This window comes from Lacinutrix sp. (assembly GCF_037625555.1).
Lineage (GTDB): Bacteria > Bacteroidota > Bacteroidia > Flavobacteriales > Flavobacteriaceae > Lacinutrix.
In genome coordinates this window covers 1-14,550 of the sequence record NZ_JASJHV010000125.1, presented here as the reverse complement: position 1 = coordinate 14,550, position 14,550 = coordinate 1, and the positions used below count along the sequence as shown (strand labels likewise).

Annotated in this window: 17 protein-coding genes; 3 read left to right on the top strand and 14 right to left on the bottom strand. The window is 31.9% G+C overall.

The genetic code is table 11. The features are described from left to right. The coding region (locus tag QNK89_RS10310) for a helicase-related protein (RefSeq protein ID WP_340170957.1) at positions 1-598 on the top strand (598 nt) is incomplete at its 5' end. Positions 599-604: 6 nt separating this feature from the next. Here the strand turns inward: QNK89_RS10310 and QNK89_RS10305 are convergent. Further along, positions 605-1,009 (bottom strand): TerB family tellurite resistance protein, encoded by a 405-nt coding sequence (locus QNK89_RS10305; protein ID WP_340170956.1) that lies wholly within the window; start codon positions 1,007-1,009, stop codon positions 605-607. A 180-nt stretch (positions 1,010-1,189) separates the two neighbouring features. On the opposite strand from QNK89_RS10305, the gene QNK89_RS10300 reads away from it, so the two are divergent. Further along, complete coding sequence (locus tag QNK89_RS10300; RefSeq protein ID WP_340170955.1) at positions 1,190-1,513, top strand: DUF1456 family protein; 324 nt, start codon at positions 1,190-1,192, stop codon at positions 1,511-1,513. A gap of 252 nt (positions 1,514-1,765) precedes the next feature. On the opposite strand, the gene QNK89_RS10295 is transcribed toward QNK89_RS10300, so the two are convergent. The 13 genes from QNK89_RS10295 to QNK89_RS10235 form a co-directional block, all read right to left on the bottom strand. Next, positions 1,766-1,897 (bottom strand): hypothetical protein, encoded by a 132-nt coding sequence (locus QNK89_RS10295; RefSeq protein WP_340170954.1) that lies wholly within the window; start codon positions 1,895-1,897, stop codon positions 1,766-1,768. Positions 1,898-2,124: 227 nt separating this feature from the next. After that, positions 2,125-3,315, bottom strand: coding sequence for an ADP-forming succinate--CoA ligase subunit beta (sucC, locus tag QNK89_RS10290; RefSeq protein ID WP_340170953.1), 1,191 nt, complete (start codon positions 3,313-3,315; stop codon positions 2,125-2,127). Between the two features lie 234 nt (positions 3,316-3,549). Further along, positions 3,550-3,951: a hypothetical protein gene (locus QNK89_RS10285; protein ID WP_340170952.1), complete on the bottom strand. Its 402-nt coding sequence runs from the start codon at positions 3,949-3,951 to the stop codon at positions 3,550-3,552. A 57-nt stretch (positions 3,952-4,008) separates the two neighbouring features. Then, positions 4,009-5,400, bottom strand: a complete 1,392-nt coding sequence (locus tag QNK89_RS10280; protein ID WP_340170950.1) for a M20/M25/M40 family metallo-hydrolase — start codon at positions 5,398-5,400, stop codon at positions 4,009-4,011. A 134-nt stretch (positions 5,401-5,534) separates the two neighbouring features. Beyond that, entirely contained in the window at positions 5,535-6,413 is an 879-nt protein-coding gene (locus QNK89_RS10275; RefSeq protein ID WP_340170949.1) for a PPK2 family polyphosphate kinase, read from the bottom strand. A 75-nt stretch (positions 6,414-6,488) separates the two neighbouring features. Then, positions 6,489-7,652: a sigma-54 dependent transcriptional regulator gene (locus tag QNK89_RS10270; RefSeq protein WP_340170948.1), complete on the bottom strand. Its 1,164-nt coding sequence runs from the start codon at positions 7,650-7,652 to the stop codon at positions 6,489-6,491. Beyond that, the gene (locus QNK89_RS10265; protein ID WP_340170958.1) at positions 7,652-8,038 is read right to left on the bottom strand and encodes a DUF6268 family outer membrane beta-barrel protein; all 387 of its coding nucleotides are present in this window, start codon (positions 8,036-8,038) and stop codon (positions 7,652-7,654) included. Before QNK89_RS10265 ends, QNK89_RS10270 begins: the two co-directional genes overlap by 1 nt. A 26-nt stretch (positions 8,039-8,064) precedes the next feature. After that, positions 8,065-8,535, bottom strand: a complete 471-nt coding sequence (locus tag QNK89_RS10260) for a hypothetical protein (RefSeq protein WP_340170947.1) — start codon at positions 8,533-8,535, stop codon at positions 8,065-8,067. Positions 8,536-8,550: 15 nt separating this feature from the next. Next, positions 8,551-9,510 (bottom strand): mechanosensitive ion channel domain-containing protein, encoded by a 960-nt coding sequence (locus tag QNK89_RS10255; RefSeq protein WP_340170946.1) that lies wholly within the window; start codon positions 9,508-9,510, stop codon positions 8,551-8,553. Position 9,511: 1 nt separating this feature from the next. Next, a complete protein-coding gene (locus QNK89_RS10250; protein WP_340170945.1) occupies positions 9,512-10,840 on the bottom strand; it encodes an ABC transporter permease in 1,329 nt (442 codons plus the stop codon). Between the two features lie 8 nt (positions 10,841-10,848). Next, on the bottom strand, positions 10,849-11,775 hold the full coding sequence (locus QNK89_RS10245; RefSeq protein ID WP_340170944.1) for an ATP-binding cassette domain-containing protein: 927 nt from the start codon (positions 11,773-11,775) through the stop codon (positions 10,849-10,851). A 402-nt stretch (positions 11,776-12,177) separates the two neighbouring features. Further along, complete coding sequence (gene dnaJ / locus QNK89_RS10240; protein WP_340170943.1) at positions 12,178-13,299, bottom strand: molecular chaperone DnaJ; 1,122 nt, start codon at positions 13,297-13,299, stop codon at positions 12,178-12,180. A 55-nt stretch (positions 13,300-13,354) separates the two neighbouring features. Further along, positions 13,355-13,897, bottom strand: a complete 543-nt coding sequence (locus QNK89_RS10235; protein ID WP_340170942.1) for a nucleotide exchange factor GrpE — start codon at positions 13,895-13,897, stop codon at positions 13,355-13,357. Between the two features lie 213 nt (positions 13,898-14,110). Here QNK89_RS10235 and QNK89_RS10230 point away from each other — a divergent pair. Continuing rightward, positions 14,111-14,550: YceI family protein (locus tag QNK89_RS10230; RefSeq protein WP_340170940.1), on the top strand; the 440-nt coding region annotated here is incomplete at its 3' end.

The window sequence follows — 14,550 nt, the reverse complement described above, 5'->3', positions numbered from 1 at the left end:
ACGTGTTAATTACATACATAGTGATGTAGATACTTTAGAACGTGTGCAAATTATGCAAGACTTACGCAAAGGTATATACGATGTTTTAGTAGGTGTAAACCTACTTCGTGAAGGATTAGACTTACCAGAAGTCTCTTTAGTTGCTATTCTAGACGCAGATAAAGAAGGTTTTTTACGTTCTGCAAGATCACTTACCCAAACAGTTGGACGTGCAGCACGTAACTTAAACGGTAAAGCCATTATGTATGCAGATAAGATTACAAAAAGCATGCAAAAAACTATAGATGAAACAGAGTACAGACGCGAAAAGCAAATAGCATACAATACTAAAAACAACCTTGTTCCAAAAGCTTTAAACAAGAGTTTAGATAGCGCTTTAAGTAAAAATTCTATAAGCACTTATAGTTATGAGTTAGAGGCTGCAAGAGCTGCAGAGCCAGAAAGTGAGTACTTAACAAAAGGTGAACTAGAAAAGAAAATACGCGAAAAGCGTAAAATTATGGAAAAAGCGGCTAAAGCTTTAGATTTTATTATTGCTGCACAATTAAGAGACGAGATTAAAAGTTATCAAGCAAAGCTAGAAGCTTTAAAAAACTAGTAGTGTTTAATTATACTGAACTTTAAAAATATCTATTAAAACTTCTGCAGGAACCAACATACCTGGAAAACCATCCATTAAATACAATACTTTAGAAATAGACTCATGGTATAAGCCCATTCTTAGTCCATAATTATATAATTGTGTTAACTCCTTTTCTGTTCGAACTTGTCCAACATTCATTAATAAAACCAAACGATAAAATTGAACAATACGCTCACTATGAGATTTTAAATGCACACAATTTATTGGGTGCCCGATAATAAAATTAAAATCTTCTTTAATAATTTCCAATTTTTTTGAAATGCTTAATAGAAAATCATACTCAAGTATCTTCAAATCTTTCTCCGCTTTTGCAAAAGCAATAATTTCTGATAATAAGCTCAATTTCTCTACTCTACTAGATAACATTTGGTATTCAGTTTTTGTTTCACAAAATTAGGTAATAATGATAATTAATAATCGTAGAAACTACGTCGCTTGTCGAAAATTGAGTAGTTTTACATCGGTTATAAATCCCTTTTATCAATTATTTATACAAATAAACAATAAAAAAATAGCTTAAACACTTAATTAACAAATAGTTAACTCATGACAAATAACGATATCTTTAAAAAACTAAGAGTTGCACATAAACTAAGAGATACAGATATTATTGCAATATTGGATTTAGTAGATTTTAGAATTGCTAAAACCGAGTTAAGTGCGTTTTTTAGAAAAGAAGACCACCCTAATTATGTTGAATGTGGTGATCAAATTTTAAGAAATTTTTTAAATGGTTTAATTATTCATCTTCGTGGACCAATGCCAAAAAAAGGAGAAGCACTCAAAAAAGATATGTCTAGAAAGGTAAAACCGAATCCTTATAAAAACAATATTAACAAACATAAAAACACAAAAAAGAGCAACGATTAAGTTGCTCTTTTTTTATATTAATAAAGGAAACTTAAGCTGCCGTTATTCTAACTGGAATTTTATACGTTTAATTAATACTCGTTCCCTTTAAATTTAACTTACTGTAGTTTAATCTGGTTTTAATGTAACTTTCTAAACCTTCATTTTCTGTATCTACGCTAATAACAACAATCTCTTTGTTTTTATTTAACATGAAGCTGACATTGGCTACCAAATCGTTTCCTATTGTAAAGTTTGGGTTTTTAATAAGGTTTAAATTTCTTCAGTTAATCCTTTTGGATCTGAATGTGATGGGTTTGGGTTTGTGTTTGTGTTTGTGTTTGCAGATACCACACTTGAAAATGTAATTGCTAATACTAAAAGTGATATTTTAATTAATTTCATAATATTTATTTTTAATTGTTTACACCTATATAGACTTTGAAAAAAGTGAATAGTTAATTTTCAAACTTCAGATTAACTAATACTTAACATAACTTTAGAATATCATTAACAAATGAAATGGTACTTCAGAATATTTTAAAACACAAAAAAGAGCAACGATTAAGTTGCTCTTTTTTTGTTTAATAATACCTATAAGGTTTTAAAAACCTTATAGGATATATGTATATTTAAGCTAATATAGCTTGTACTTTGTCTGCTGCTTCTTGAAACTCAGTAGCACTCATAACATCTAAGCCTGAGTCGTCAATTAATTTCTTAGCAATATCTGCATTTGTACCTTGTAAACGTACAATAATTGGCACTGAAATGTTACCCATGTTTTTATAAGCATCTATTACACCTTGAGCTACACGATCGCAACGAACGATACCTCCAAAAATGTTAATTAAAATTGCTTTTACTGCTGGATCTCTTAATATCAATTCAAATGCGATTTCTACTCTTGCAGCATCTGCAGTACCACCAACATCTAAAAAGTTTGCTGGTTCTCCACCTGCTTGCTTAATTAAATCCATAGTTGCCATTGCTAAACCAGCACCATTTACCATACAACCAACGTTTCCGTCTAGATCTACATAGTTAAGACCTTGTTCTCCTGCTTCAACTTCAATAGGATTTTCTTCACGTAAATCTCTCATTGCAGCTAGATCTTTATGTCTAAATAATGCATTAGCATCTAAAGATACTTTAGCATCAACAGCCATAATTTTATCATCACTAGTTTTTAATACTGGATTAATTTCAAACAAAGAAGAGTCAGACTCTACATATGCTTTGTATAATAAAGTAACAAACTTCGTCATGTCTTTAAACGCTGCTCCAGATAAACCTAAGTTAAAAGCCACTTTACGTGCTTGAAAAGGTGAAATTCCAGTTGCAGGATCTATTTCTTCAGTAAAAATTAAATGTGGTGTCTCTTCTGCAACAGTTTCAATATCCATTCCACCTTCTGTAGAATACATAATCATGTTACGTCCATTTCCTCTGTTTAATAAAACAGACATGTAATATTCTTCTGGCTCAGAATCTCCAGGATAATAAACATCTTCACAAACTAAAACTTGGTGAACACGTTTACCTTCTGCCGAAGTTTGAGGAGTAACCAAATCCATTCCTATAATGTTTCCAGCAATAGTTTTAACCTCATCTAAATTTTTAGCAAGTTTAACTCCACCACCTTTTCCACGACCACCTGCGTGAACTTGTGCTTTTATTACGTGCCAACCTGTACCAGTATCTTCAGTTAATTTCTTTGCTGCAGAAACTGCTTCATCAGCATTTTGAGCAACTATACCACGTTGAATACGTACGCCAAAGCTGCTTAATAATTCTTTTCCTTGATATTCGTGTAAATTCATCTATTTTAGAGTAAAATTTTAGAATTACAAAAGTAAATATTCGCAAGAACTTACCCTAATATTTAATTGTGAAAATTATCTATCTATAGGAATGGATTTAAAGCTATATTATTTTCTAATTTTTCCTGTAAAATGATTCACTTTTGGGTTAATTGGGTTTCCAGTTACACGTCTAAACGAAGCCAATTGTCCACAATGCCAAATAGCATCACTTATAGGTCCGTTTATATTATTTCAATACGGAATTTCGTTAGTTCCAAAAATAATTTTATACTTAGAAATATCGTCACTTGTTCTTAAAATATCTGAAGCTTGCTTTAAATTTAGAAGTGTTTTTGTTCTTAACTCTAAATAAGACATTTCAATTTTTTCTCTAGAATTCGCCTTGTTTAGTTTTGAATTTAACACGATTAAAGATAAATCGTAAATATGTTGAATAGTTTCCTTAGATGATCTTACAGAATCTGAAGGCCTGTAGGCTAAATCTTTTTCGGTTAAGTTATCTGTGGTATGATAATATCTAAAACCCAAAGCATCAACTTGTTTTGCTGCTACTGTTCCAGCAGTAAATTTTTCAGTGTTTTCTGGAAGTTCATGGTAAGGTAATTCTGTTTTATCGCTTTGGGCAGAAATCACTGTAGTGATTAGTAAGGCAAAGATTAAAATTGTGTTTTTTATTATATAATTATTTATTTAATCCTTAACATCACTAATAGTTACCGTTCCATACTTATCGAATAAATAAATTAAACTTGTCATGGTTGCTGCTCCAAGTTCTAATTCTCTTTTATTAACTGCATCGAACGTGTCGTTTGCTGCATGATGATGGTCAAAATAGCGTTGAGAGTCTGGACGTAATCCAGCTAAAACAATGTTATCTTTTTTTAGTGGTCCAATATCTGCTCCACTGTAACCTTTCTCGAAATAATGAATTAAATAAGGCTTAAATAGTGGCTCCCAACTTAATACTTGATCTAAATTTGCATCGCTACAATCGAAACTAAAACCTCTAGGTGTAAAACCTCCAGAATCGCTTTCTAGCGCAAAAATATGATTTTCGTTTTTACGTTTTGCTTCTTCTGCATATTTTTTTCCACCTCTTAATCCATTTTCTTCGTTCATAAACAGAACGACACGAATGGTTCTTTTAGGTTTAACACCACTTTCTTTTAATAAGCGAACAACATCCATAGATTGTACAACTCCTGCTCCATCGTCATGAGAACCATCTCCTAAATCCCATGAGTCAAGATGGCCACTTACTACCATAAACTCGTTTGGACATTCGCTTCCTGTAATTTCTCCAATAACGTTGTAAGACAATACATCTTCAAACTGTTTACAACTTTGCTTAAAGTAAAACTCTAAGTTTGTATCGTTTTTTAAGGCTTGAGAAAGCTTGTTTGCATCATTTGTACTAATTGCAGCAGAAGGAATACGTTGGTTGATTGGCAAATCCATATAACCCATACTTCCAGTATGTGGCAAATCGTCTTGTCTTAAATTTAATGATCTAACAATAACACCAACTGCACCAAGTTTACCTGCTTCGTATGCTCCTGCATAACGTTGCTTAGAACAGCCTCCATAAGCTTCGAAAGTATTTATTAGTTCTGGATTCATTGGTCCATTGAAGAATACTATTTTACCTTTTACTGTAGCACCAAGTTCTGCAAGTTCTTCGAAACTTTTTACTTCTATTACTTTTTCCTGTAAACCAGAGTCTGAAGTTGCTACAGAGCCTCCAAGCGCACAGATATTTACAAAATCTCTTTCGCCTCCTTTAGAATCGAAATAAGCAACTTCTTTTTCACCACGTTCCCACTTTGGAACCATTACTTCTTGTAACCATACTTTGTCTAAACCTAATTTTTCTAGTTCACTTTTTGTGTATTGCACTGCTTTTTCTGCGTTTGCAGAGCCTGAGAGTCTGCCTCCAATTTGATTGGATAAATGGTCTAGCCATTCGTACGCTTTTCCATTAGTTAACGATTGACTATAAATTATTTTTACGGTTTCTTTATCGTTTTGTGCATATACGTTTGCTGATAAAAATAAGATTGTAATTAGGATTTTTAGTTTCATGGTGATTGCGTAAGCGATTGTAATGGTATCCTTTTTTTGCTGCTATTTATGGCAAAAAAAGATATAATGAAAAGCGCGACCCTTGTGGTAAAGCCAAAATAATTTTTATTAATTCCTAAATGCTTAGGAATTAGTTACTCGTTGTTTAATTGTTCTCTATATAAATGCAAATTAGCTTTTATTTTGTCGTCTAATTCTGGTTCTTTAATATCTTGGTATTCTTTTAATGTATTGTACAAAATAGTTGCAACTGCTAGTCTTGCAGCTGGTTTATTGTCTGCTGGAATATTAAACCATGGTGCATGAGGTTTACTTGTTCTATTTATAGCATCTTGATAACAGGCCATGTAATTGTCCCAAAGCTTTCGTTCTTTTAAATCTCCTGCTGAGAATTTCCAGTTTTTGTGCTTTAAGTCTAATCGACGTAATAGTCTTCGTTTTTGTTCGTCCTTAGAAAGATTCAAGAAAAACTTAAAAATTACTGTTCCGTTTTCTGCTAGATGTTTTTCGAAATTATTTATTTGTTCGAAACGTTTATCCCAAAAGGCTTCGTTAACATCTTCTACAGAATGAACATTTGGTAGCTTTTCTCCTAAAATATAATTTGGATGCACCCGTGTTACCAATACATTTTCATAATGTGTACGGTTATGCACACCAAACTTTCCTCTCGCTGGTAGGGCTAAATAGTGTCTCCATAGATAGTCGTGTTTTAATTCTAATTCTGTAGGTACTTTAAAACTCATCACTTCCACTCCACGCGCATTAAAGTCTTTAAAAACCTCTCGAATTAAGCTATCTTTACCAGAAGTATCCATACCTTGTAAACATACTAAAATAGAATATTTACCATGTGCATAAAGTGTGTCTTGAAGTTTTCCTAATTTTCTTCTTACTTTACGCAATTCGTCTTTTACCTCATCGTCTTCTTCACCTAAATCTAATTTATAAGGTAGTGTAGACAATTTGATTTTTGATGTTATTTTGTAATCTTCAATATTTATGTCTTTCATTTAAAAAATTATTATGGCCTAGTTCTTAATTCTTTTTTGTGTTAAAAATAGAAATTTAAAAAAAATTAAGCGTCATTATTTACTGGCAAACAATTTTACATCTTGTTCACTTACTTCTACTCCACCTAATATAATTAATCTCTCGATTACATTTCTTAACTCTCTAATATTACCAGTCCAATCGTACTCTTGTAATAGTTTTATGGCTTTTGTAGAAAAACTCTTTTCTGCAGTACCTTGTTCTCCAGAGATTTTTTTTGCAAAATGTTTTATTAATAATGGAATGTCTGTTCTTCTGTCGTTAAGCGAAGGTACTTTTACAAGAATTACTGCCAATCTATGGTATAAATCTTCTCTAAACCTTCCTTCTTCTATTTCCTTTTTTAAATTTTTGTTTGTTGCTGCAACAACCCGAACATCTACTTTTATGTCTTTATCGCTTCCTACTCTTTGAATACGGCTTTCTTGGAGTGCTCTTAAAACTTTTGCTTGTGCAGAGAGACTCATGTCTCCAATTTCATCTAAAAAAATGGTGCCTCCATTTGCTACTTCAAATTTACCTGCTCTGTCTTTTGCTGCACTTGTAAATGCACCTTTTACGTGCCCAAACAACTCGCTTTCTATTAGTTCGCTAGGTATTGCTGCACAGTTAACCTCGATCATTGGTCCTTTTGCACGCTCACTTTTTTCATGTAGCCAATGTGCTACTAGTTCTTTTCCAGTTCCATTTGGTCCTGTTATTAAAACACGAGCATCTGTTGGTGCAACTTTATCTATTATGTCTTTAATTTGTGAAATAGCTTCGCTTTCTCCAATCATTTCATACTTTTTACTAACTTTCTTTTTAAGAATTTTATTTTCTACAACCAGTTCATTTCTGTCTAATGCATTTCTAACCGTATTTAATAAGCGGTTTAAATCTGGTGGTTTTGATATGTAATCGAAAGCACCTAAACGCATTGTATTTACTGCTGTATCTAAATCTCCATGACCAGAAATCATGACCATTGGAATTTCTGGTTTTATTTTTTTTGCTGCTTCAAGTACTTCCACACCATCCATTTTTGGCATTTTAATATCACAAAGTACAAGGTCGAAATCTTCTTTTCTAATTTTATCGATGCCAACTAAACCATCTTCGGCTTCAAATACTTGGTATTTATCATTTTCTTCAGATAGAATTTTTATTAAAACTCTTCTAATTGCTGCTTCGTCTTCTATTACTAATATTTTTGGCATTATATTTTAAATTTAATTCCTGTTCTTAAGTAAAATGCGTTTATGTTGTCTAATCTATAAACTTCTTCTCTATTATCATCACGTAATCGATTATTCATGCTTAATGTATAACCAGAATAAGCATACCATATTAAATGGTCTGTAAAACAATACTCGTATCCTAATCCTGCAACTACTAAAGAAAGCGAAATACTTTCTGCTTGGTTACCTTCTATAGCTATAGAATCTTGAATATTAGCAAAATAACCATCAATACCTACAAATGTTTGTAAAATACTATGCTCACTAAAAAAGTATTTTACATTTGTTTTTGGCACTCCTAAATTATAAGACCACTGCGCATTTAAACGTCTATAGTAGCTTACAAATGTTAGTGGGAAAGTAATTCCAGTGGTGCTATTATATGTAAGGCCTAATATAAACGGTAGGGTTTATTTATATTCTCGTCTTTTGTTTTATCATTTATTGCATAGACTCCTCCATTTAACAAAAGGTCGTCTCCAGTAATTTTATGCCTTAGTGTAGACGCTATTCTTGGAGAAATTTTTGCTCCAAAACGCCAACCACTTTTTAATTTAAAAGTATAGCCTACATTTAAATCTATAACATGTAAACGACTTAAATTTGAAGCATTAAACGGATAGTTATCTTCAATATCGAATGCTATTCTACTATACTCTCCACCAACAACTAGATAACAATCTTCTGATGTTTTTATTGGGTAGTTTACCAAGCCTCTAAACCTATTAAAACTATCTTCAGAATTACTTTTAGGTATATAAGAATATTCTAAACGTACTAAATCTGTAAGCTGTGCATAGGCGCTTTGAAACCCAACTATAAATAGAATAATAAGAAAGAACTTTACCGTTTGTTGTTTCATTTATTAATGTTCTATTTAAGATTGCTTTGTATTCATTTTCAATGCTATATTTTGATTCTCTTTTTGAATGACGTGAACATCGCGTTGAGGAAATGGAATACTAATATTATGCTCTCTAAAAAGCCTATCGATAGCAAAACGTATTTCGCTTTTAGGAAATCTAGCATTAAAACTGTCTTCTAGTGTAAAAGCGACTCTAAAGTTTAGCGAACTTTCTCCAAAGTCTAAAAATATTACACGAGGTCTTGGTTCTTTGAACACTAAATCTGAAGATTTTGCTGCTTCGATTAATAGCTTTTCTACCAATTTCACATCACTTCCATAGGCAACACCAACATCTATAGTTTCTCTTGTTGATGTTCCGTTTTGTGTCCAGTTATACAAACTATTGGTTAAATATAAATGGTTAGGTATTACTAATACTTTATTATCTATTGTAACTACTCTTGTTGTGCGCAATTTTATTTCTTCTACTCTACCAACCTTACCTTCAATCTCAATAATATCTCCAACATGAACAGACTGGTCTACTAATATAAAAATTCCAGAAATAATATCTTGAAACAATGTTTGTAAGGCTAAACCAACACCAATTAATAATGCTGTAGAGGCTGCAAATACAGCAGTAACGTTTATACCTAGGGAGTTTATGGCTACTAAAAAAACTATAATATAAATAACCCATCTTGCAAATGAGAATACGGTTGTAAATTTTGCTTTATCCTCATCTGGCAAATGAATTGTCATCATCCTTTTTAACCATTGCAACACATAGGTTGTTAGAATTAAAACTAGTAATATTAATAATAAATATTTTACTTTTAGAACTCCAGTTTCTAAGCCGTTTTCTCCTGTAAATTTGTATAGTGGATAGTTTAAAAAGTCTACAAATTTCTCCCATAGGCTACTATCGGCAATTACATCGCCTACCTTTTCAACTTCTTTTTCTATTTTATCTGTTACTTTTTCTTGCATTTTAGTATTTAATCCATTTTAGGAGTTCTTTGTAAGTAGGTTTTTTTCCATACATTAATATTCCAACCCTATAAATCTTTGAGGCTAGCCATATTGTAAATATAAATGTACCAATTAATATTAACAAAGAAAGTATTTGTTGCCAGATAGGTACACCAAATGGAATACGCATTAGCATAACTACAGGAGAGGTAAAAGGAACAAAAGAAAATATAGTAGCAACTGTTCCATGAGGATCTCCTACAACTGTAGATCCGCCAACATATACTGCCAAAATTAGTGGCATAATTATAGGCAACATAAACTGTTGTGTATCTGTCTCATTATCTACTGCTGCACCTATTGCTGCGTATAAAGAACTGTACAATAAGTAACCGCTGACAAAAAACAAAATAAATGCAATTATTAAGTTTGCTAATGGCATATTAAAAAAGGCGCTAATAAATAACTTTGCCTCTGCATTTACATCTTGATTTTGTGTGGCTTGTGCCATAAGCTCTTGTTGAGGCGTATTTATTTGTGTAAAATCAATATCAAAGACTACAGATGCAGTAACCATAAGAACACTACCAAGTACTATCCAAACTCCAAATTGTGTGATTCCTGCCAATGTAGTACCAATAATTTTACCTAACATTAATTGTAATGGCTTAACAGAAGAAATGATAACCTCTATTATTCTACTTGTTTTTTCTTCTATTACTGAACGCATAATCATGTTGCCATAAATAATAATAAACATAAATAACAAGTAGCCAGCGGCACCTCCAAAAATAAGTTTGACTAAGCTATCTACTTTAGATGTTTTTTCGCCTGAAAAGTTCTCTTGACTTATGGTAATGTTAGTTTCTGCATCTTTTAAAGTGGCTATATCAACACCTTTATTCTTGAGGTTCATTTCTTTTAAACGCTCTTCAATCTTACTTTCTAATCCAGTTATAATTTCTAAAGAAGGAGTTTCAGTAGAATAAAATTCTACATCTACATTCTTTTTTAAATTTGTTGATGTTGAATTAGGTTTAAAATCTGTAATGTATAGTAATCCATAACTTTCTTGTTCTTCTACGATTGTTTTAGTGTTTTCTAAAGTTACATTTTCTAGAAGAGTATATTTTATAGTTTCTGTGTCTTTAAAGACTGTTTTAATTTCGGTAGAATTATCTAATACAGTGATGCTTTTTTGTTTGTTATTATTTAACTGAGACAAATAGGCAACTACAGAAAAAAGAGCAATCATAATTAACGGACTTAAAAAAGTCATAATTATAAAGGCCTTATTTCGTACTTTAGTAAAGTACTCGCGTTTTATTATAAGTGGTAAATGATTCATGTTTATTTTTAATTATTCTTTACTGCTTGAATAAAAATATCGCTTGCGCTTGGAATTAGTTCTACAAAATGTGAGACTTCGCCTTTTGTTGTTAAATAACTTAGTAATTGATTTGCAGATTCGTTTTCTGGCAGCTTTATATTAAGTTTCAAACCACTATTTAATGTTTTAAACTCTGCAGGTGATATATCAAATTTTTCTGAAAGCGAACGTTCCAATTCTAAAACATTACTTGTATTAATTCCTACTTCGAAGGTGTTGGATTTAAACTGCCTTTTAATGGCATTAAGATTACCATCTAAAATTTTATTGGATTTATTAATTAAAGTAATGTGATCGCAAAGTTCTTCTACAGACTCCATTCTATGAGTTGAAAAAATAACAGTTGCTCCTTCCTCTCTTAATCTTAAGATTTCATTTTTAATAATATCGGCATTAATAGGATCAAAACCTGAAAAAGGCTCATCGAAAATTAATAATTTAGGCTCGTGTAATACTGTAACAACAAACTGAATTTTTTGAGCCATACCTTTAGAAAGCTCCTGAATTTTTTTGTTCCACCAATCTCCAATTTCTAATCTTTCAAACCATTGTAGTAACCTTTTTTTTGCCTCAGCTTTCTCTAACCCTTTTAATTGCGCTAAGTATAATGCTTGCTCACCCACTTTCATGGTTTTATACAAGCCTCGTTCTTCTGGCAAATAGCCAATATTTTGAATATGATGCCTCTGCAGAGGTTCGCCATCTAAAAATACTTTACCAGTATCTGGCATTGTAATTTGATTTATTACACGTATTAAGGTTGTTTTACCTGCACCATTAGGACCAAGAAGTCCAAATATGCTGCCTTTCTCTACAGCAATTGAAACGTTGTTAAGTGCCGTAAAATCTTCAAATTTTTTAGAAACCGATTGTGCTTCTAATAAGTTACTCATAAATAAAACTGTTAGTTGCGTAAATATAGAAAATGTTAGTTGGTAAGCGCTCATGTTTAGATTTATTTTAACGCAAAACACCAGAAATTAAAGTAGTAATTGAGGCTTAAAAACAAGCAAAATTATTCACGCTTTTGTAGAATTAAATAACTTTCCAAATTTTTATTCTATCCTTAAATTGTAAAACTTAAACCTACTTAAAAACAAAACCCACCCTCTACGCAAATAAAGGATGGGAAAAAATTGCTATGAAAAAGAAAAATTACCATTGGCGCAAACCAATGATAAATCAAATATACTATTTTTTGTTTAACTATTCCTTTTTTGATTAAATAAGTTAGATTTTTAACGTAAAAAAATCTGCAAGGATATTGCAGATCTTTATTTAATACTTTATAAACACTAAGAAAACATATCTTTTACCTTCTCAAAAAACGACTTGTCGCTATGTTCTGGTTTTGGTAAAAAATGCTCGTCTTCTTTCATTTTTTCAAAAAATTCTTTTTGCTCTTTACTTAATGTTTTTGGTGTCCACACATTTACATGTACTAATAAATCGCCTTTACCATAACCATTAATACTTGGTATTCCTTTTCCGCGTAAACGTAAAATTTTACCAGATTGTAAGCCTGCTTCTACTTTAATACGCACTTTTCCAGTTACTGTGTCTATTTCTTTTGATGCTCCTAATATTGCATCTGGTAGACTAACATATAAGTCGTAATGTAAATTATCACCTTCGCGTTGTAAAGTGTCGTGATTTTGCTCCTCTATTGCTACTAATAGGTCTCCTGCAATTCCGTTTCCTGGTGCATCGTTTCCTTTTCCAGAAACTTTAAGCTGCAAACCATCTACAACACCTGCTGGAATTTTAACAGCTATAGTTTCTTCTCTAACAATTAAACCTTGACCATCTGCTCCTGCTGGTTTTTTATCTATTGTTTGTCCAGCTCCTGAACATGTTGGACATGAACTTGCTGTTTGCATACGTCCAAGAATGGTGTTAGTCACTCTTGTTACTTGGCCAGATCCATTACAGGTAGAACAACTTTTATACGTTGTACCTTCTGCTTGAACTTTACGTTTAACCTTTATTTTTTTATCAACACCATTAGCAATTTCTTCTAGTGTTAATTTTACACGAATACGTAAATTGCTACCTTTTACACGATGTTGTTGTTGCTGTCCTCCAAAACCAGAAAAACCACCTCCTCCAAAGCCTCCTCCAAAGATATCTCCAAACTGGCTGAATATGTCATCCATATTCATTCCACCACCTCCACCAAAGCCACCTCCACCTTCAAAGGCTTGGTGACCTAATTGGTCGTAACGTGCTTTTTTATTATCGTCGCTTAATACCTCATATGCTTCAGCTGCTTCTTTAAATTTTGCTTCTGCATTAGCGTCATCTGGATTTTTATCTGGATGAAATTCAATCGCTTTTTTTCTGTAAGCCTTTTTTATTTCGGCAGCAGTAGCGTTTTTGCTAATGCCTAATAATTCGTAATAATCTTTTTTTGCCATATCTTTTGTTTGCTTTTAACAAATTGCATTTGCAATGGGTTAAAAACGAATTTTATTATTGTCCGATAACTACCTTTGGGAAACGTATAACTATTTCTCCTAGTTTGTAACCTTTTTCTACAACATCAATAATTTTACCTTTTAGCTTTTCACTAGGTGCTGGTATTTGGGTAATTGCTTGGTGAATTTCAGAATCGAAAACATCGCCTTGCTTCACTTCCATTGCTGCTAAACCTTTTTGACTTAAGGTTGTTAATAGTTTTTGGTATATTAAAACAACACCTTTTCTTAGTTCTTCGGATTCTTTATCTTCTTCAATATGTAAAAGTGCACGCTCGAAATCGTCTAAAACTGGTAACATTGACACCATGACATCTTTACTTGCTGTTTTAAATAACTCGATGCGTTCTTTAGATGTTCGTTTTTTATAATTTTCGAATTCTGCAAATAGCCTTAAAAACTTGTCTTTTTCTTGTCCTAGCTCTTCTCTAAGAGTGTCTTCAATAGACAATTCTTTAACCTCTACATTTTCTTCGTTTGTAGTAGCATCTACTTGCTCTTCAATTATATCTTCCTTTATATCTTTTGCTTTGCTCATTTGTGTATTTGTTTTAATACCATTTAAGTTTGGCAAAAGTACTGCCATTATTATAAAAATGCCAAAATGTCATCATCTTTTTTTTACGCCTATTTTTCTCTTCCTATTATGAAAAATTTATTAATAAAATAGGATTAAATATTTAAGAAAAATTTAAGTGTTTTCCATGGTATTTTTTTTACTTTTGCAGCTTAACCATTAATAAATTTTAAAATGAAAAAACAAGTTTTAAATATCTTTATAGTACTAGCCTTAGGACTTTCAGTTGTAGGTTGTAAAAAAGCAAATGAAGCAAACACAAGTGAAGCTGAAGCTGCTGCAACAAGTGAGGCAACTTCTGAAAAATATGTTGCTAACGCATCTGAATCTACAATAGAATGGAAAGGTTTTAAACCTACAGGTACTCATGCAGGAACAATAAATTTAGATAGCGGAACATTTTCTTTAAACGATGGAAAATTACAAAGCGGAACGTTTATTATTGATATGAAATCTATAAACGTAACAGATTTAGATGGTGATCAAAAAACAAATTTAGAAGCGCATTTAATGGGAACAGTTGCTGGTAAAGAAGGTGACTTTTTTAACGTTAACAAATTTCCAAATGGTGCTTTTGAAATTACTGGTGCAACTGAAGAAAACGGAAAAACTAT